The organism is Polaribacter sp. Hel1_85, assembly GCF_000766795.1.
Lineage (GTDB): Bacteria > Bacteroidota > Bacteroidia > Flavobacteriales > Flavobacteriaceae > Polaribacter.
This window is the reverse complement of record NZ_JPDS01000002.1, coordinates 24,757-43,076: the sequence shown is the minus strand read 5'-3', so window position 1 is coordinate 43,076 and position 18,320 is coordinate 24,757. Positions and strand designations below refer to the sequence as shown.

Below are 18,320 nucleotides of genomic sequence, written 5' to 3'. Positions count from 1 at the left end.
AATGACAAAATCATTAGTACAAAAATATAATATTCCAGGGCCAAGATATACAAGTTATCCAACGGTGCCTTATTGGAATAAAGAAGGAATTGATAAACAAGATTGGATAAAATCCTTTCAAATGTCTTTCAAAGAAAGTAATGCTAAAGAAGGAATTAGTATTTATATACATTTACCTTTTTGCGAAAGTTTATGTACTTTTTGTGCATGTCATAAACATATTACAAAACGTCATGAAGTTGAAGAAGAATATATTGAAACCGTTCTAAAAGAATGGAAATTATATGTTGCTTTGGTTGATGAAACTCCAATTATTAAAGAATTACATTTAGGTGGAGGAACTCCTACTTTTTTCTCAAAAGAAAATTTAGAATATTTAATGGATGGAATTTTTTCATTTTCAAATAAACATCCAGAAGCAGAATTTAGTTTTGAAGGACATCCAAGTAATACAACTAAAGACCAATTACAAACCTTGTTTAATTGTGGTTTTACAAGAGTTAGTTTTGGTGTGCAAGATTATAATGAAAAAGTACAAAAAGCAATTCATAGAATTCAACCTTTTGAGGCTGTAGAACAAGTAACAAAATGGTCTAGAGAAATAGGATATACTTCTATAAGTCACGATTTAATTTTTGGTTTACCTTTTCAAACAAAAGAGAACGTAATTTATACTATTAACAAAACGAAAGAATTACAGCCAGATAGAATTTCATTCTACAGTTATGCCCATGTTCCTTGGGTAAAGGGAGTTGGTCAAAGAGGATTTAATGAAGAAGATTTACCAAAAAATGATGAAAAAAGAGAACTGTATGAAATAGGGAAAGAACTTTTTGCAGAATTAGGTTATGTAGAAATTGGTATGGATCATTTTGCTTTAAAAACAGATAGTTTGTATGAGGCAACCATCAACAAGACATTACACAGAAATTTTATGGGTTATACTGCCAATAAAACACAGTTAATGTTAGGTTTAGGAATGTCTGCAATTTCAGATTCTTGGTATGCATTTGCACAAAATGTTAAAACAGTAAAAGAATATCAAAAAAATGTTAATGAAGGAGAAATTCCAATTTTTAGAGGCCATTTATTGTCGGAAGAAGATAGAATCATCAGAAAGCATATTTTAAACATTATGTGTCATTTTTCCACTTCGTGGGAAGAAGATTCTATGAAAATTAAAAATATTGAATTGCATTTAGCATTGTTACAAGAAATGGAGCAAGATGGTTTAGTTCAAATTGATAGAAAGTCAAAAGCCTTAACAATACCAGAAGAGGCAAGGCCTTACGTAAGAAATGTTTGTATGGCTTTTGATATTCATCTTTTAGAAAATAAGCCTAAAACACAATTATTTTCTATGACGATTTAAATAGAAACATTCTAGATTACAGAAACATGACATTTATCATGTTTTAGAAAAGCGACCAATATTATTTTTGAAAATCAATTATCAGGCAAGATATGAGCGTAATATACCTACTACTAACTATTAGTATAATAGTAGCAATCTTATTTTTTATCGCATTTATTTATTCAGTAAAAACTGGGCAATTTGATGATTCATATACGCCATCAGTTCGCATGCTATTTGATGATGAATTAGTAAAAGAGACAAAAGAAAAATCAACTAAAGACTAAATTTTATATTATGGAAATGCAACAATTTTATTACGATAATAAAATCGTAAAAAAATTCATCTACGCAACGCTACTTTGGGGAATTGTAGGGTTCTCAGTAGGGTTATTACTAGCGTTTATGTTTTTATTCCCAAATCTTACAGATGGAATTTCTTGGTTAAGTTTTGGCCGTTTAAGGCCTTTACATACTAATGCTGTAATTTTTGCCTTTGTAGGAAACGCAATTTATGCAGGGGTTTATTATTCGCTTCAGAGATTGTTAAAAGCAAGAATGGCAAGTAACTTCTTAAGTAATTTCAATTTTTGGGGTTGGCAATTAATTATTGTTGCAGCAGCTATTACTTTACCTTTAGGATATACTTCATCTAAAGAATATGCCGAATTAGAATGGCCAATAGATATTGCAATTGCACTAGTTTGGGTTGCTTTTGGTGTAAATATGATTTGGACAATCTTACAAAGAAGACAACGTCATTTATATGTAGCTATTTGGTTTTATTTAGGAACTTTCGTTACAGTTGCCGTTCTTCATATTTTTAATAGTTTAGCATTGCCAGTTGGTTTCTTAAAATCTTATTCTGTATATGCAGGTGTTCAAGATGCTCTGGTGCAATGGTGGTATGGACATAATGCTGTGGCATTTTTCTTAACAACGCCATTTTTAGGTCTGATGTATTATTTTGTTCCTAAAGCAGCAAATAGACCAGTTTATTCTTATAGATTATCAATAGTACATTTTTGGTCTTTAATATTTATTTATATCTGGGCAGGACCTCACCATTTATTATACACAGCTTTACCAGAATGGGCTCAAAATTTAGGAGTTGCATTTTCAGTGATGTTAATTGCACCATCTTGGGGTGGTATGATTAACGGTTTGTTAACTTTACGTGGAGCTTGGGATAAAGTTAGAACAGACCCTGTTTTAAAGTTTATGGTAGTTGCAATTACAGGTTATGGTATGGCAACTTTTGAAGGGCCAATGTTATCTTTAAAAAATGTAAATGCAATTGCGCATTTTAGTGACTGGATTATTGCTCACGTTCACGTTGGTGCATTAGCTTGGAATGGTTTCTTAACGTTTGGTATGTTGTATTGGTTAATTCCAAGAATGTTTAAAACAAAATTACATTCTATAGCGTTAGCAAACTTCCACTTCTGGATTGGTACTTTGGGTATTATAATGTACACATTGCCAATGTATGTAGCAGGTTTTGTACAAGCTTCAATGTGGAAACAATTTAATCCTGATGGGTCTTTAACTTATGGTAACTTCTTAGAAACTGTAAACGAAATTATACCAATGTATTGGATGCGTGCTATTGGAGGAAGTTTATTTATCGTTGGAGCCTTTGTTATGCTATATAACATAGTTAGAACCGTTAGATCAGGAACAGATGTTACAGATGAATTAGCTGAAGCAGCAGCATTAACAAAAGTACCTACTTATAGAACAAAAGGTGAAGGATACCATACTTGGTTAGAAAGAAAACCGATCAAATTAACAATTTATGCAACGATAGCTATACTTATAGGAGGGGTTATTGAGATTATTCCAACAGTATTAGTAAAATCTAATATTCCAACAATAAGTAGTGTTAAACCTTATACTCCTTTAGAATTAGAAGGGAGAGATATTTATATAAGAGAAGGTTGTGTTGGTTGTCACTCTCAAATGATTAGACCATTTAGAAGTGAAGTAGAACGTTATGGGGAATACTCTAAAGCAGGTGAGTTTGTGTACGATCATCCATTTTTATGGGGATCTAAACGAACTGGGCCCGATTTACACAGAATTGGTCAGAAGTATAATGATAGTTGGCATTTAAATCATATGTATGATCCACAAAGTACATCACCAGGTTCTATTATGCCATCATATAAATGGTTGATTAGAAATGAACTTGATAAATCTGATACAGAAGCTAAAATGGAAGTTATGGTAGCTTTAGGAGTTCCATATAATGAAGACGAAATAGCAAATGCACAACAGCATATGTTAGATCAAGGAACTAAAATTGAGGAAAACTTATATGCAGATCCTGATTTTGCTAAAAATTATGAAGCAGATAAAAAGTATGCTCAAGAAAACGGAGAAACTTTTATAGAAATGAAAAACAGAGAGATTGTAGCATTAATTGCTTACATACAACGTTTAGGAACGGATATAAAAGTAAAAGACGAACAAAAAACCGCTAAAAAATAAGACTTATGTTAAAATTTGTAAAAAACCATATGGAAAGTATTACAGGTATAGAAATATATCCTTTAATATCATTAATCATATTCTTTACTTTTTTTGTGGCCTTATTTTGGTGGGTTTTAACAGCAAAAAAAGAATATATAAACAAGGTAAGTAATTTACCGTTTGATCAATAAAAACGAAATAAAATGAAAAAATACTTTCAATCTACGATATATGTAATCTTTGTAATTGTTACGTTTTTAGCACTGGCAAAGTCGTTTATGGTGTACAAAAACCCATTAAATATTTATGAGAATCCATTAGTTTGGATTGCTCTAATTGGTTTTGTTTTGGTAGTTGTTTTAAAAGAAATGGTAAATGTAATTGCCATTAATAAAGCTAAAGAACTTCAGAATGAGAAATTTGGAATTGTTCCTGAAGAGAGCAATGCTTGGATTAAAAAATTAATCCAATCTTGGACAAAAGCAAAAGATATTGATCATGAAGAAGAAATTGTTTTAGATCATAATTATGATGGAATTAAAGAATTAGACAACACTTTACCTCCTTGGTGGGTATATATGTTTTATGCAACAATCGTTTTTGCAGTTATTTATTTGGTAAGGTTTGAAGTTTTAGATGGAGACAGCCAGATAGTTGAATATGACAAAGCTGTTGCAGAAGCAAAAGTTGCATTAAAAAAATACAAGTCAACAGCTCCAGATTTAATTACTGCAGATAATGTTACTTTATTAACAGATGCTAAAGATTTAGGTAGAGGTAAAGCTGTTTTTAATTTAAACTGTGCATCTTGTCATTTAGCTGATGGAGGTGGTTCTATTGGACCGAATTTAACAGATGAATTCTGGATTTTAGGAGGAGGAGTCAAAAATGTTTTTACTACTATTTCTAATGGAGGTAGAGATGGTAAAGGTATGATTGCTTGGAATAAAACTTTAAAAGCTGCCGATATGGCTAAAGTTGCTAGTTATGTAATCTCTTTGCAAGGAACTACACCAGCAAATGGCAAAGCACCTCAAGGAGAAAAATGGGAAGTTGAAGCTGCAGAAACTAAAGTAGAAGAATAGGTTAAGTATTAGTTATGGAAACTCCAGAAAACGAAAAATTTAGAGACAGTATTGGTACAATAGATAAGTCTGGTAAACGTTCTTGGGTTTTTCCTAAAAAACCAAGTGGAGTTTTTTATAAGTACAGAACTTATGTAAGTTATTTTTTATTAGTTTTTTTATTATCTGCACCTTTTATAAAAATTAATGGAAATCAATTTTTATTGTTTAACGTTTTAGAACGTAAATTCAATATTTTTGGGTTTCCTTTTTGGCCACAAGATTTTCACCTATTGGTTGTTTCAATGATTATTGGTGTTGTTTTTATTATTCTATTTACTGTAGTTTTTGGACGTATTTTCTGTGGATGGATTTGTCCACAAACCATTTTTTTAGAAATGGTTTTCAGAAAAATAGAATATTGGATTGATGGAGATAGAGGTAAGCAAATCCGTCTAAGTAAACAACCTTGGAATGCTGAAAAGATTAGAAAGAGACTCTTAAAATGGTTTATTTTCTTTGTAATTTCTTTTATAATTGCCAATGTCTTTCTAGCATATTTAATTGGTGGAGATACACTAATAAGTTATATAACTGGAGATCCTTTTGATAATGTAAGTACGCTTATTTCACTTACAATTTTTACGTGTGTTTTCTATTTTATTTTTGCTTGGTTTAGAGAGCAAGTATGTATTATAGCTTGTCCTTATGGTAGGTTACAAGGAGTTTTGTTAGATAATAAAACCATTAATGTTGCATATGATTATAAACGTGGTGAAGGAGAGAAAGGAAGAGCTAAATTTAGAAAAAATGAAGTTAGGTCTGAAGTTGGAAAAGGAGATTGTATAGACTGTAAACAATGTGTAGTTGTTTGCCCAACAAATATTGATATAAGAAATGGCACACAATTAGAATGTGTAAATTGTACTGCTTGTATAGATGAGTGTGACCACATGATGGAAAGTGTAGGTTTACCAAAAGGGTTAATTAGATATGCCAGTGAAGACAATATAGCTAATAATAATCCATTTAAGTTTACGGCTAGAATGAAAGGTTATTCAGCAGTTTTATTCATTTTAGTGGGTATTTTAATAGGAATGTTATTTTTAAGAAACGATGTTGAGGCTACAATTTTAAGGTTACCAGGTCAATTATACGAGCATAAAGAAAATAACATTATTAGTAATGTGTATACTTATAAAGTAATTAATAAAACAACAAAAGATATTAATAACGTTAGTTATAAAATTCTATCTCATAAAGGAACAATCAAATTAGTATCTAATCATAATTTTACAGTTCCTAAACAAGGTTTAGCAGAAGGTACTTTATTTATAGAATTAAATGCTGCAGCTTTAAAAAAAGATAAAGAAAAATTAAAGATAGGTGTTTTTAGTGGCGATAAATTAATTGAAACAGCAATAACCAACTTTCTTGGACCAAGAAGTTATAAATAATATAGATTATGAAATTTAATTGGGGAACAGGAATTGTCATTGCTATTGTCAGTTTTATGAGTTTTATTATGTATTTCGTTATTACAATGAGTACAGATAATAGTTATAGTCATGATTTAGTAACAGATAAATACTATCAAAAAGAATTAGCCTATCAAGATCAAATAAATGCTACAAAAAATGCATTTGATTTAAAAGAAGAAATATCAATAGAAAATTTAAAAGAAGGATTACAATTAAAATTTCCCTCAAATTTTGATCCCAAAAAAATTAAAGGAAAAGTGTTCCTATATAGACCATCTAATAAACAATTAGATTTTGAAATACCAATTTCAATCTCTAATACATATTTGCTCGTGCCTGAGAAACGTTTGTTAGGTGGTCGTTGGAACATTACTGTTTCTTGGAACTATAAAAGTAAAGAATATTTATTTAAAAAAGAATTGAACCTTTAATGTTTTTATCGGCAATACTATTTGGTTTATTAGGAAGCTTCCATTGTGTTGGTATGTGTGGTCCTATTGCATTTATGTTGCCTATTGATAGACAGAATACTACAAAAGCCTTTTTTCAAATTTTAAGTTACCATTTAGGAAGATTATTTACCTATAGTTTAATAGGATTATTGTTTGGCTTTTTAGGAAAAGGTTTTTATTTCTTCGGATTTCAACAGCAATTATCTATAATAGTTGGTGTAAGTATGATTCTGCTAGTTCTTTTTCCTAAATTTTTTTCTAATGTAAATTTTTCAAAAAGTATAAGTAAACTTATTTTTAAAGTTAAAAATGCCTTAGGAAAAGAACTTAAAAAGAAAAGAAATGATACTTTTTTTACCATTGGATTTTTGAATGGTTTTTTACCTTGTGGATTAGTTTATATGGCTGTTTTTGGAGCCTTAGCTACAACAAATGCCTTTTCAGGTAGTTTGTATATGTTTTTATTTGGTTTAGGTACAATTCCTTTAATGACTGCAGTTGTATATCTTGGTAATTTTACAAAAGGAACATTAAGAAAAAAAATTCAAAAAGTAATACCTATTGTAGTTGTTCTTATTGGAATTATGTTTGTTTTAAGAGGTTTGGGGTTAGGTATACCTTATGTTTCTCCAGCTCCTGTTGTAGATTTTGTCTCAAATAATAGCTCTTGTCATTAGTCTAAATATTAAAAATAATATTTGGGTGCAATAAATATGTATAATTAAAGTTTAATTACAGTGTTAAAACTTTATTTTGAAAAGTATTTATTATAAGAAAAACTATATATTTGAAGACCTAAAAAGAATCTCACTTAAATGAAGTTAAATTACGTACGTTTCTGTCTTTTATGTGTTTTGTTTTTTTCGTTTAAAAATTACTCTCAAGAAACTTTACCTATCTATCAAGATTATTTATCTGACAATGTGTTTTTAGTTCATTCTTCTGCAGCAGGTATTGGTAATTCAAGTAAGTTGAGAATGACTGCAAGACAACAATGGGCAGGTATTCCAGATGCTCCTTCTTTGCAAACATTAAGTTTTCATACAAAATTTGGAGAATATTCTAATGCAGGTTATGGTTTTGTTTTATTCAATGATAAAAATGGATATCATTCTCAAAAAGGAATTCAAGGTACATATTCTTATCATCTTCCTTTGAGTGATGGTCGTTTCTTTGAACAACTTTCTTTTGGTTTAGGATTTACTTTTGTACAAAATCAAGCAGATCAAAGATCTTTTGGAAATGATGATGTTGCAGCAATTATTCAAAGTACTAGTTATTATAATGCAGATTTTAGTGTTGCATACCATAGAGGTGGTTTTTCATCTTATTTTACAATAAAAAACTTACTACTTACTGCTAAAAATGGTTTAAATGTTCAAGAACCTTTAGATTTAAGGAATTATATTTTTTCTGCAGGATATTATTATGGAAAAGAGAACTATATTCAAATAGAGCCATCTATAATGGTTCAATTAAGAGAAAGCACTGGGCAAAGAATTGCAGATTTTAATATTAAAGCATATAAAACTTTTTCTAAAACTCAAATTTGGGCTGCTCTTTCCTACAGAAAAAGCTTTGATGTAAATGCTATTGAAAATTCCCAATTTATTTCACCAATAATTGGTTTAAATTTTAATAAATTGATGTTTTCTTATACTTATTCAAAACAAATGAATGATATTGTTTTAACCAATTCTGGATTTCATCAAGTATCTGTAGGTATAAATTTATGGACTAGAGAGCAAAGAGGAGCTGCTTGTCCGAATATAAATAGTTCTTTCGGAAGTTTTTAAAAATCTTCTTCTATCACTTTTAAATTTTTACGATCATTAGAAATTAAGATTTCTAATACTTTTTTGTCTTTGTTGATGTAAAATTTATGCGAACTATTTTTGCTAGAAGTATTGATCAAACTATGTTTTTCTAAAATAGACTTTGTTTGTCTAGCCACTGCTTCACCAGAGTCAATAATTTGAATCTTATCACCAACAATTTCTCTTATTTGTGGTATTAAGTATGGGTAATGCGTACATCCTAAAACTAAACAGTCAACATTTTCATTCATCAAGGGAATAATATAAGACGATAATAATTCTGTCATTTCGTTAGAATGTAGTTTTCCGCTTTCAATAAGATCAACCAAACCCTTACCAACAATCTCTTTTTTTACAATTTTTTTATTGATAGCACTCGATGTTTTTTCAAATAAATCACTGTTTAAGGTTCCTTTTGTAGCTAGAATACCTATTGTATTGGTTTTAGTTTGCAATGCTGCAGGTTTAATGGCAGGTTCGATTCCAATAAAGGGGATATCATATTTTTCTCTTAGAATTTTTATAGCATTTGTTGTAGCTGTATTACATGCAACAACAATAATTTTACAATGCTGTTTCAGTAAAAACTCTACATTTTTAATCGATAAATCTATGATTTCCTGTTTATTTTTATCACCATAAGGAGCATTTTTACTATCGGATAAGTAAATAGTATTCTCTAATGGAAGAAGTGTATTAATTTCTTTCCATATAGAAGTTCCTCCAACTCCAGAATCAAAAATACCAATAGGAAATTTATTAAGTTTTAGCATGTATTGTAAAAATAAAAAAACCTACTGAATTTCAGTAGGTTTTAGTTTGTAATATTAATTAGTTTTAATTAAAATCCTAATTTTGTTTTTACAGCGTTGTAAATATCTTCACCTTTTTTAACTAATAAGCCTTTTCCAACAGAAGCATCTAATATATATAAGATACTTTTAGCAGCAGCTACTTCTTCAATAGCTTTTTGAGCTTTTTCAATAATTGGTTGTAAACCATCATTTTGTCTTTTCTGCATATCTTGGTAGGCAAATCTTCTTGCTTGTTCCATTTTAGCAGCTTCTTGTTGAAGTTCTTGAGCCCTTGTGTCGTTAGTTTCATTTGTCTGAGTTTTAGACTCAGCAACGTATTTTTTTCTTGTAGCCTCAATCTTCTTTTCCATTCCTAGAATTTCATCTTGGTAAGTTTTACCAAGTTTTTCCATTTCTAGTTTTAATGTTTTTGTTTGTGGCATTTCTGCTACTAATTTTTCAAAGTCTATATGACCTACTTTTTGTGCATTTGCAACACCAGCTACTCCTAAAGTAAATACAGCAATTAATAGTAACGTTTTAAAATTCTTCATTCTTGTTTTGATTTAATTATTATTCTTGTCTTTTTTTTCTTGTTCTTTTTTCTTTCTTAAAGCTTCTTTTTTGTCACGTAAAAGTTGTCTTTTTTCTTCACGTTTTTTTAATAGTGCTTTTCTTTTTTCAGCTATTAATTTCTTTTTTGCCTCAGCATCAGCAATTTTCTTTGCTTTTGCAGCTTCTTTTTTAGAAATAGCTTCTTTTTGTTTTTCAAAAACTTCTTTTTGCTTAGTTGTTAATTCTTGCTTAGGAACAACTTTTTTCTCTGCTTTTTTCTGCTTTTTTTTATCTACTAATCTAGTTCTATCAATGGTTGCTAAAACAAGTTCGCTAATATCGTATTTTTTATTTGAATATAGCATCACTAAATCACTTGATTTGTCAAAAACGAAATCATATTTTTTTCTTTTAGAAATACTTTGTATAGCATTGTACACTTGATCTTGAATAGGTTTAACCAATTGCTTCCTTACAGAAAACATATCACCTTTAGGTCCAAAGTATAAAGATTCAAGTCTTCTTAATTCTATTTGCTTCAAATTAATCTCTTCCTCTTTTTCTTCAATTAGATCTTTAGTAAGAATTGCTTTTTCGTTGGCTAAATCTGTTTTTAAAATTTCGATATGTCTCTCTTGTTCATCTAATTTTTTTCTCCATTTGGCAATTTTTGCATCAAGAGTATTTTGTGCTTCAAGATATTCTGGAACATTTTCTAGAATATACTCCATATCTATATAGGCAATTATTTGATTTCTTTGAGACCAAGAAAAACTAACACTAAGTAAAAGAACGACTAATAAAAATATTTTTTTCATTTGTATAATGTATTTAGAAAAAACCGTGCCAAAAAAACTTTTTCCTTACAAAGTTAGTGTTTTCTTAGAATTGTCTTCCAATAATAAAATGTGTTTGCCAACCAGATTTTACAGTTTGTCCTGGTAAAGGATCAAAACCATGTGCAAAGTCAATTCCTAATAGACCAAATGCAGGCATAAATATTCTTACACCTAAACCAGCTGAACGTTTTAAATCAAACGGGTTATATTCGTTAAAATTGTCATAAGAATTACCAGCTTCTAAAAAACCTAAAGTATAGATAGAGGCAGAAGGAGCATCGGTAATAGAATAACGAACTTCTAGTTGAAATTTATTATAAATAGAGCCACCCTCTGATGAAGATAACCTATTATTTTCATATCCTCTTAAACCTACTGTTTCTCTTCCATCTAATTGAAATTGAGCAATTCCATCTCCACCAACATAATATCTTTCAAAAGGAGATAAGCCTACTTCAGAATTGTAGTAACCTAAATAACCCATTTCTGCATTGGTCATTAATACTAATTTATCTGTAAAAGAAGTGTACCATTTACCTTTAGCACTAAATTTATAATATTCTAACCATTTGTATTTATCAGCAAAGAAATCATTTTTTTCAGTATCAGTTAAACCACTTGGTTCAGAATAATCTTTACCATTTACTAAAGAATAAGGGAAAGTTGCTTTTATTCCTAATGAAAATTCAGAACCATAAGTTGGAAAAATTAAACTTGGACCAGCAGAATTTCTAGAAAGAGTTGCATTATAAGATAAATTATTTAGTGTTCCATTATTTAAAATAGCATCACCAACTCTAAAACCATAATCGTTTAATTTAAAACTTTGGTAAGCTATAGTTTGTGATAATTGGAAATAATCATCAGGCCATTTTAAACGCTGTCCTAAACCTATTGAGGCTCCTATTATACCTAAACTTTTACTTCTATCTACATCGTAAGTTGTATAGTCTAATTGGTATTGATTAGAAGAATATATAGAAAATGACAAAGATTTTGGTTTTTTACCACCTAACCATGGTTCAGTAAAAGAAAAACTATATGTACTATATGTTCTACTTGTTTGTAACCTTAAAGATAGTGTTTGACCATCTCCCATAGGTAAAGGTTTGTATGCTTCTTTATTAAAGATATTTTTTATTGAAAAATTGTTAAAAGATAAACCTAAAGTCCCAATAAAAGAACCACCACCATAACCACCTTGCAGTTCTATTTGACTTCCACCTTTTTCCACAACAGTAAAATCTATATCTGCAGTTTTATTTTGATAATCAGGAATTACATCTGGAGTAACATTAGAGTCAAAGAAACCTAGTTGACCAATTTCTCTAATAGATCTAATAATTGCACTTCTACTAAATAAATCTCCTGGTTTTACTCGTAATTCTCTAAATAAAACGTGGTCATTTGTTTTTTCGTTTCCAGAAACTGTTACTTTCTTTATACGAGCTTTTTCGTCTTCTCTTACTCTAATTTCTACAGTAATTGAATCGTTTTGAACCCTTGTCTCTATTGCATCTACAGATGAAAATAAGAATCCATTGTCTTGGTATAATGTAGAAATATCTTGAGAAGTTGGACTTCCATCTCCTTTAACACGCTCTTTTAAAACAGCACCATTGTAAACATCTCCTTTTTCAATTTTTAAATATCTTTGAAGTTGTTCATCCGTATATTCTTTGTTCCCTACAAATAAAATTTCTGCAAATCTATATTGTCTTCCTTCTTCTAATTCTATGTTAATGTTGATTGTGTTATCATTATTCCATGTAATTTTATCGCTTAAAATACGAGCATCTCTATAACCTAACCTGCTGTATTTGTCTAAAATGCTTTCTAAATCTTCTTGATATTCTTCTTCAATATATTTAGAACCTTTCCAAAAACGACCCATCAATTTTTCTTTGGTGTTTTTCATTGCTTTTCTAAGTTTTGTACCAGAAAGAGCTTTGTTCCCTGTAAAGATGATGTCCTTAATTTTTATTTTTCTTCCTTTATCAATATGAATGGCCATATTAACAACATTAACATCTGAAGTGTCATTTTTAATGTCTAAATTAACTTTAGTCTTTAAGAAACCTTTATCAGTATATTTTTTTGTGAAATAGTTTTTTGTAGTTACAACTAGGTTGTCTGTAACCATTGCACCTACTTTTAGTTCAGCATCTTTTTTTAATTCTTTAGCTTTCCCTTTTTTAATCCCCGTAATTTTTACAGTATTTAATTGAGGTAATTCTAATACTTCAAATTGCAGGTACACAGTGTTACCATCTAATTTTGCAAGATAAACATCAACGTTACTAAACTGTTTACTTTCGTAAAGTTTTTTTATTGCACTTGTAAGTTTGTCTCCAGGTAGCTTTATAGTCTGTCCATTTCTTAAACCAGTAAAAACACGAACTGTTTCTTCACTAAACTTCTTTAAACCTGTAACACTAATACCGCCTAAAATATATTCTTTACCTTTTTCAAAGGAAGTGTTTTTAGTAAGGATAGTATCTTTTTTTACAATTGATAAACTATCTTTCTTTGTTTGTGAGTTAACACTAAAAGTAAAAAATAATGCTATTAGCATTATTGTAGCAGAAAATAATTTCATAAAAAATTTATTCTGTAATCTGTTCGCTTGTCTTTCCAAATCTTCGTTCTCTATTCTGATAATCTATGATTGCATCATAAAAATGCTCTTCTCTAAAATCTGGCCAAAGTACATCTGTAAAATATAATTCAGCATATGCTAATTGCCATAATAAGAAATTACTAATGCGTTGTTCTCCACTAGTTCTTATCATTAAATCAACGTCGGGCAAATTAAACGTATATAAATGGTTATTTATAGTATTTTCATCAATTTCTTCAATATTAAGCTCTTTATTAACAACTTTTTTAGATATCTTTTTAATTGCATTAACAATTTCTTCTCTTGAGCCATAACTTAAGGCGAAAGTTAAAATAATATCTGTATTGTCTTTTGTTTGAAATATAACATCAGCTAAAACCTTTTGTGCTTTTTTAGGTAAAGATTCTATTGCTCCAATAGAATTAACTTTTACACCGTTTTTCATGAAATCTGGTAATTCTTTTTTCAAAGAATTAATAAGTAAACTCATCAAAGCATCTACCTCTAATTTAGGACGATTCCAGTTTTCTGTAGAAAAAGCATATAATGTAATTGCTTCTACATTTACTTGTGATGCTGCTTTTACAGATTCTCTTACAGCAGTAAGTGCATTTCTATGGCCAAAAATTCTATTCATCCCTTTACCTTTAGCCCAACGCCCATTACCATCCATAATAATGGCAACATGTTTTGGTGTTCTTTGTAAGTCGATTTGTAGTTTTTTATCCATAGTTTTTATAATCCGTCTGTGTAACAAGCTGGTCTACCAAAAGTGTAAATTAAAGAAAAGCCTGTAAACATATACCAGTCATTAGCAGTACCTTCTATAATTACATTTGGTGTATTGTTAGAAACAAAATCTAAATCATCTTCAAAAGTATATCTAAACTTTGCTTCAATTGAAAATGCTAAAGTACCATATAATTTAGACTTATATCCAATTCCAAAAGGAATAGCATAAGATGTCTTATTTCCGTAAACTATTTGACTTGGAGTATCATGTGATTTTACGTTTTTGTAATTAAAACCAACTAATTCTAATAGAATATAAGGCGTCCAAGTCTTGTCTTCAGAAGATAAATCATATTCGTAAAAATTGTATTCTAATCCTACTGCTAATTCATTAATTGTATTTGAAAAACTATATCCTCTATCTTTTCTAAAATCAGTGTCTGCATCTAAGTCATCTCCAGAAAATGGTAAATAACTAAAAGTTGCTCTTAATGCAATTCTTGGATTCCAGTTGTATTTATAAAATGCTGCTCCTGCAAGTTTATTTGGATAAATGTAATTGGTCCTACCAATATCACCTACATAGTTAGATCCTCCTAAAGAGAGACCAATCTCATGCAGTTGCCCCAAGAAAATTGAGGTAAAACTTACAAATACAAAAAATAATATTTTTTTTTTCATCCTAAAAAATAGCGAGCAAATATAGAAATTTCCATTTGCTTTATAAAGTTAATATTCAGTCTTTTTTGAATAACAACTTTTTTTAAGAAATATTGCAAGAAAATATTAAAGATTTGTTTTGTTTCTAATGTCTTCACCCCATAATAATTTACTTCTTAAGGTCTTTAAAAACGATTGATTTTTTGGCAAAATACTTTTAATTGTAAAGTCAGTTTTTTCGATGAAAATTTTAGTATTATTTGGTACACTTGTAACTCTTGAGTCTAATGAAATTAAATAGCTTTTTTCTCTAGAATCTACTTCTAATTCTATTTTTGTTTCATCAGAAATTACCATTGGTCTTGCATTTAAATTATGAGGAGCAATTGGTGTAATAACTAAGTTTTTAGAATCTGGTAAAATAACAGGGCCATTACAACTTAAAGAATAACCTGTAGAGCCTGTAGGAGTAGAGATAATTAAACCATCTGCCCAATAATTTGTTAGGTATTCATTATTTAGGTAGGTTTTTACTCCAATCATGGAAGTAGTGTTTTTCTTTGCTATAGTAACTTCGTTTAGTGCAAAATTTAGTTCTGTAAAGTCTGCAGTTTTTGGTTCTGTTCTTACAGATAAAAGTGTTCTTTCTTGTATTGTAAAATCACCTTTTATAACAAGCTCAATACTTTCTTCTATAACATCTTTAGCTACAATTGCTAAAAAACCTAATCTACCTGTATTTATCCCTAAAATAGGAATGTTTAAATCTCTAATATGTGTTGCAGAACGTAAAAAAGTTCCATCTCCCCCGATTGTAAACATAATATCAAAAGAACTGTCTAAATCGTTAAAACTAACAAAGGATTTATAAGTGTCTTCTAAAACATTGTTCTGCACTAAAAGATTATAAAACTCATTTTCTATGTAGAAATCAATCTTATTTTTTTCTAAAACTTGTAATAAGGTATTTATTTCCTTTTCTGATGAAATGGCATAAGATTGACCGTAAATTGCTGCTTTCTTCACTTTTGTGTTTTTTAAGTAAATGCCCATTTAAATGGTTACATTTCTAGGTATTTCTGTAAATATTCAGATCTATTTTTTAAATCTTCCAAATAAATATCATTCTCATGCATAGATATAATTTTATAATCATATCTTCTAAAAGTTTGCATAATTTCGTTTATTTCGTCTGAAATTACTTTTATGGTCACCTGAATTGTATCAGATTTTTTTTCTGAAATATATAAACCTAATAATTTTCCTCCATTAGATTCTACAATTTGAACAACCTGACTCATAGAATAATCATTTCTTAGTTTTTCTATAATTAAAGTTTCACTTTCTTCAATCATAAAAGGGCTTGTAGAAAAAACATCTAAAATATCTCTCAAATCAAAATAACCAATATATTCTTTATATTCGTTTAATATAGGAATGATATTCGTGTCATTATCTGCAAAAATCTTTAATAATTCTAATACAGTTGCTTTTTCATCAGCAAAAAAAGAATTTAATAAATGTGCATAACCAACTAATTCTTCTTCTCTGTTTTCTATAGTTTGTATATCATCTTCAGCAAAAGAACCTAGTAATTTATTATCTTCAATTACAGGAAAATGTGTGATCGGATAGTTTTTAAATACCTTTTGAGCACTTTTTACAGTGTCTTTTAAACGAAGTGGTTTTATTTCTTCTAATATGTAATCGTTCATATTCATGCTTTACGAATATAGGATAAATGATTTAATAAATTATCTTTGCAGTCTAATTTTAGACAATGACAAAGTTAAGTGTAAATATTAATAAAATAGCAACTTTAAGAAATTCTCGTGGTGGAAATGTGCCTAATTTGTTAAAAGTTGCAGCTGATATTGAAGAATTTGGTGCGCAAGGAATTACAATTCATCCAAGACCAGATGAAAGACATATTCGTTATCAAGATGCAAGAGATTTAAAAAATGTTGTAAATACAGAATATAATATTGAAGGAAATCCTATTAAATCTTTTATGGATTTGGTGTTAGAAGTAAAACCTACACAAGTAACTTTAGTACCAGATGCAGTAGATGCTATTACGTCTAATGCTGGTTGGGATACAATTACACATCAATCTTTTTTACAAGACGTAATTAAAGAGTTTCAACAAAACGGAATTAGAACTTCAATTTTTATTGATACTGATGTTAAATTGATAGAAGCTGCTGCAAAAACAGGTGCAGATAGAATTGAATTATACACAGAAGATTTTGCAACACAGTTTGATTTAGGAAATAAAAATGCAGTGAAACCTTATACTGAAGCTGCTATTTTAGCTCATAATTTAGGATTAGGTATTAATGCTGGCCATGATTTAAGTTTAGATAATATTAAATTTTTTAAAGAGAATATTCCTAATTTAGCTGAAGTTTCTATAGGTCATGCACTAATTGCAGAAAGTTTGTACTTAGGTTTAGAGAATGTTGTAAATATGTATCTACATCGACTAAAATAGTTGGCAGTATTCAGTTATAATTGTCATTTCGAACGGAATGAAATGTAGTTGAGAAATCTATTCGTTTTTAAGACTTCTCTATCAAGTCGAAATGACAAAACAAAAAAATAAAATGCAAGACAATCCAATATTACATTCAACTATAAAAGGCGAAGGAAACCCATTGTTAATTTTACATGGATATTTTGGAATGTCTGATAATTGGAAATCTCTAGGAAATGAGTTTTCTACAGATTATCAAGTTCATTTAATAGACCAAAGAAATCACGGGCGTAGTTTTCATAAAGATGAATTTAATTATGAAGTTTTAGTTGAAGATTTATACAATTATATTCAGAATTATCAATTAGAAAAAATCTATTTAATTGGGCATTCTATGGGAGGTAAAACAGCAATGTTATTTGCTGTTACATATCCAGAATTGGTAGAAAAATTAATTATTGTTGATATTTCTCCAAGAATGTATCAACCACATCATAATGCAATTTTAGCAGGTTTAAATTCAATTGATTTTTCTATTCAAAATACAAGAACTTTGGTTGATAAAAAATTAGCTGAGTTAATTCCAGATTTTGGTATTCGTCAGTTTTTGTTGAAGAATGTTTATTGGAAAGAAAAAGGGCAATTAGCATATCGTTTTAATTTAGAATCTTTAACAGATAATAATCCAGAAGTTGGTGAAGCTTTGCCGCCTTTTACTGTTTTTGAAAATAAAACGTTGTTTTTAAAAGGCTCTAAATCTGATTATATCACCCAAAACGAAGAACCAATTATAGAAGCACATTTTCCGAATTCTAAAATTGTAGAAATTAAAAATGCAGGTCATTGGTTGCATGCAGAAAATCCGAAGCAATTTTATAGTGAGGTTTGTGAGTTTTTGGGTTAGTTTTTAAAGTGATTTATTAATCTATATTTATTGGTTTATGCTCTATTATAATAACATTCTTACTATTAAAAAACCTGTAAAATACTAATAAGTATTA

The 18,320-nt window shown here is 29.1% G+C and carries 19 protein-coding genes; 11 read left to right on the top strand and 8 right to left on the bottom strand.

Going from position 1 to position 18,320, the window contains the following annotated elements; genetic code table 11:
• Position 1: 1 nt before the first annotated feature.
• From hemN to PHEL85_RS07335, 9 genes are all read left to right on the top strand, one after another.
• Entirely contained in the window at positions 2–1,372 is a 1,371-nt protein-coding gene (hemN, locus tag PHEL85_RS07370; protein WP_036823387.1) for an oxygen-independent coproporphyrinogen III oxidase, read from the top strand.
• 92 nt (positions 1,373–1,464) lie between these two features.
• Positions 1,465–1,641 (top strand): cbb3-type cytochrome oxidase assembly protein CcoS, encoded by a 177-nt coding sequence (ccoS, locus tag PHEL85_RS17610; protein WP_081965093.1) that lies wholly within the window; start codon positions 1,465–1,467, stop codon positions 1,639–1,641.
• A gap of 10 nt (positions 1,642–1,651) precedes the next feature.
• Positions 1,652–3,847: a cytochrome-c oxidase, cbb3-type subunit I gene (gene ccoN / locus PHEL85_RS07365; RefSeq protein ID WP_036823383.1), complete on the top strand. Its 2,196-nt coding sequence runs from the start codon at positions 1,652–1,654 to the stop codon at positions 3,845–3,847.
• A 5-nt stretch (positions 3,848–3,852) separates the two neighbouring features.
• Positions 3,853–4,020 carry a cytochrome c oxidase subunit IV gene (locus PHEL85_RS07360; protein ID WP_036823380.1) on the top strand — a complete coding sequence of 56 codons (168 nt, stop codon included), beginning with the start codon at positions 3,853–3,855 and terminating at the stop codon, positions 4,018–4,020.
• A 12-nt stretch (positions 4,021–4,032) separates the two neighbouring features.
• Positions 4,033–4,914: a cbb3-type cytochrome c oxidase N-terminal domain-containing protein gene (locus PHEL85_RS07355; protein ID WP_036823378.1), complete on the top strand. Its 882-nt coding sequence runs from the start codon at positions 4,033–4,035 to the stop codon at positions 4,912–4,914.
• A 14-nt stretch (positions 4,915–4,928) separates the two neighbouring features.
• The gene (gene ccoG / locus PHEL85_RS07350; RefSeq protein WP_036823377.1) at positions 4,929–6,350 is read left to right on the top strand and encodes a cytochrome c oxidase accessory protein CcoG; all 1,422 of its coding nucleotides are present in this window, start codon (positions 4,929–4,931) and stop codon (positions 6,348–6,350) included.
• An 8-nt stretch (positions 6,351–6,358) separates the two neighbouring features.
• Positions 6,359–6,805, top strand: coding sequence for a FixH family protein (locus PHEL85_RS07345; RefSeq protein WP_036823375.1), 447 nt, complete (start codon positions 6,359–6,361; stop codon positions 6,803–6,805).
• Positions 6,805–7,503, top strand: coding sequence for a sulfite exporter TauE/SafE family protein (locus PHEL85_RS07340; protein ID WP_036823373.1), 699 nt, complete (start codon positions 6,805–6,807; stop codon positions 7,501–7,503). Before PHEL85_RS07345 ends, PHEL85_RS07340 begins: the two co-directional genes overlap by 1 nt.
• Before the next feature lie 138 nt (positions 7,504–7,641).
• Positions 7,642–8,622 carry a type IX secretion system membrane protein PorP/SprF gene (locus PHEL85_RS07335; RefSeq protein ID WP_036823371.1) on the top strand — a complete coding sequence of 327 codons (981 nt, stop codon included), beginning with the start codon at positions 7,642–7,644 and terminating at the stop codon, positions 8,620–8,622.
• Here PHEL85_RS07335 and murI read toward each other — a convergent pair.
• The 8 genes from murI to PHEL85_RS07295 all read right to left on the bottom strand — a co-directional run bounded on the left by murI (position 8,619) and on the right by PHEL85_RS07295 (position 16,558).
• Positions 8,619–9,416: a glutamate racemase gene (murI, locus tag PHEL85_RS07330; protein WP_036823368.1), complete on the bottom strand. Its 798-nt coding sequence runs from the start codon at positions 9,414–9,416 to the stop codon at positions 8,619–8,621. The two genes, PHEL85_RS07335 and murI, sit on opposite strands and share 4 nt — an antisense overlap.
• A 68-nt stretch (positions 9,417–9,484) precedes the next feature.
• Positions 9,485–9,991, bottom strand: coding sequence for an OmpH family outer membrane protein (locus tag PHEL85_RS07325; protein ID WP_036823365.1), 507 nt, complete (start codon positions 9,989–9,991; stop codon positions 9,485–9,487).
• A 12-nt stretch (positions 9,992–10,003) separates the two neighbouring features.
• Entirely contained in the window at positions 10,004–10,810 is an 807-nt protein-coding gene (locus PHEL85_RS07320; protein WP_036823363.1) for an OmpH family outer membrane protein, read from the bottom strand.
• A gap of 64 nt (positions 10,811–10,874) precedes the next feature.
• Positions 10,875–13,430, bottom strand: a complete 2,556-nt coding sequence (bamA, locus tag PHEL85_RS07315; RefSeq protein ID WP_036823360.1) for an outer membrane protein assembly factor BamA — start codon at positions 13,428–13,430, stop codon at positions 10,875–10,877.
• Between the two features lie 7 nt (positions 13,431–13,437).
• Positions 13,438–14,181 carry an isoprenyl transferase gene (locus PHEL85_RS07310; RefSeq protein ID WP_036823358.1) on the bottom strand — a complete coding sequence of 248 codons (744 nt, stop codon included), beginning with the start codon at positions 14,179–14,181 and terminating at the stop codon, positions 13,438–13,440.
• A 5-nt stretch (positions 14,182–14,186) separates the two neighbouring features.
• Entirely contained in the window at positions 14,187–14,864 is a 678-nt protein-coding gene (locus PHEL85_RS07305) for a DUF6089 family protein (protein WP_200882333.1), read from the bottom strand.
• A gap of 105 nt (positions 14,865–14,969) precedes the next feature.
• Complete coding sequence (locus PHEL85_RS07300; protein ID WP_036823356.1) at positions 14,970–15,896, bottom strand: NAD kinase; 927 nt, start codon at positions 15,894–15,896, stop codon at positions 14,970–14,972.
• Between the two features lie 8 nt (positions 15,897–15,904).
• Positions 15,905–16,558, bottom strand: a complete 654-nt coding sequence (locus tag PHEL85_RS07295; protein WP_235318244.1) for a CBS domain-containing protein — start codon at positions 16,556–16,558, stop codon at positions 15,905–15,907.
• A 65-nt stretch (positions 16,559–16,623) separates the two neighbouring features.
• Between PHEL85_RS07295 and PHEL85_RS07290 the strand changes: the two genes are divergently transcribed.
• Positions 16,624–17,337, top strand: a complete 714-nt coding sequence (locus PHEL85_RS07290; RefSeq protein WP_036823349.1) for a pyridoxine 5'-phosphate synthase — start codon at positions 16,624–16,626, stop codon at positions 17,335–17,337.
• A 91-nt stretch (positions 17,338–17,428) separates the two neighbouring features.
• Positions 17,429–18,223 carry an alpha/beta fold hydrolase gene (locus PHEL85_RS07285; RefSeq protein WP_235318243.1) on the top strand — a complete coding sequence of 265 codons (795 nt, stop codon included), beginning with the start codon at positions 17,429–17,431 and terminating at the stop codon, positions 18,221–18,223.
• Positions 18,224–18,320: the final 97 nt, after the last annotated feature.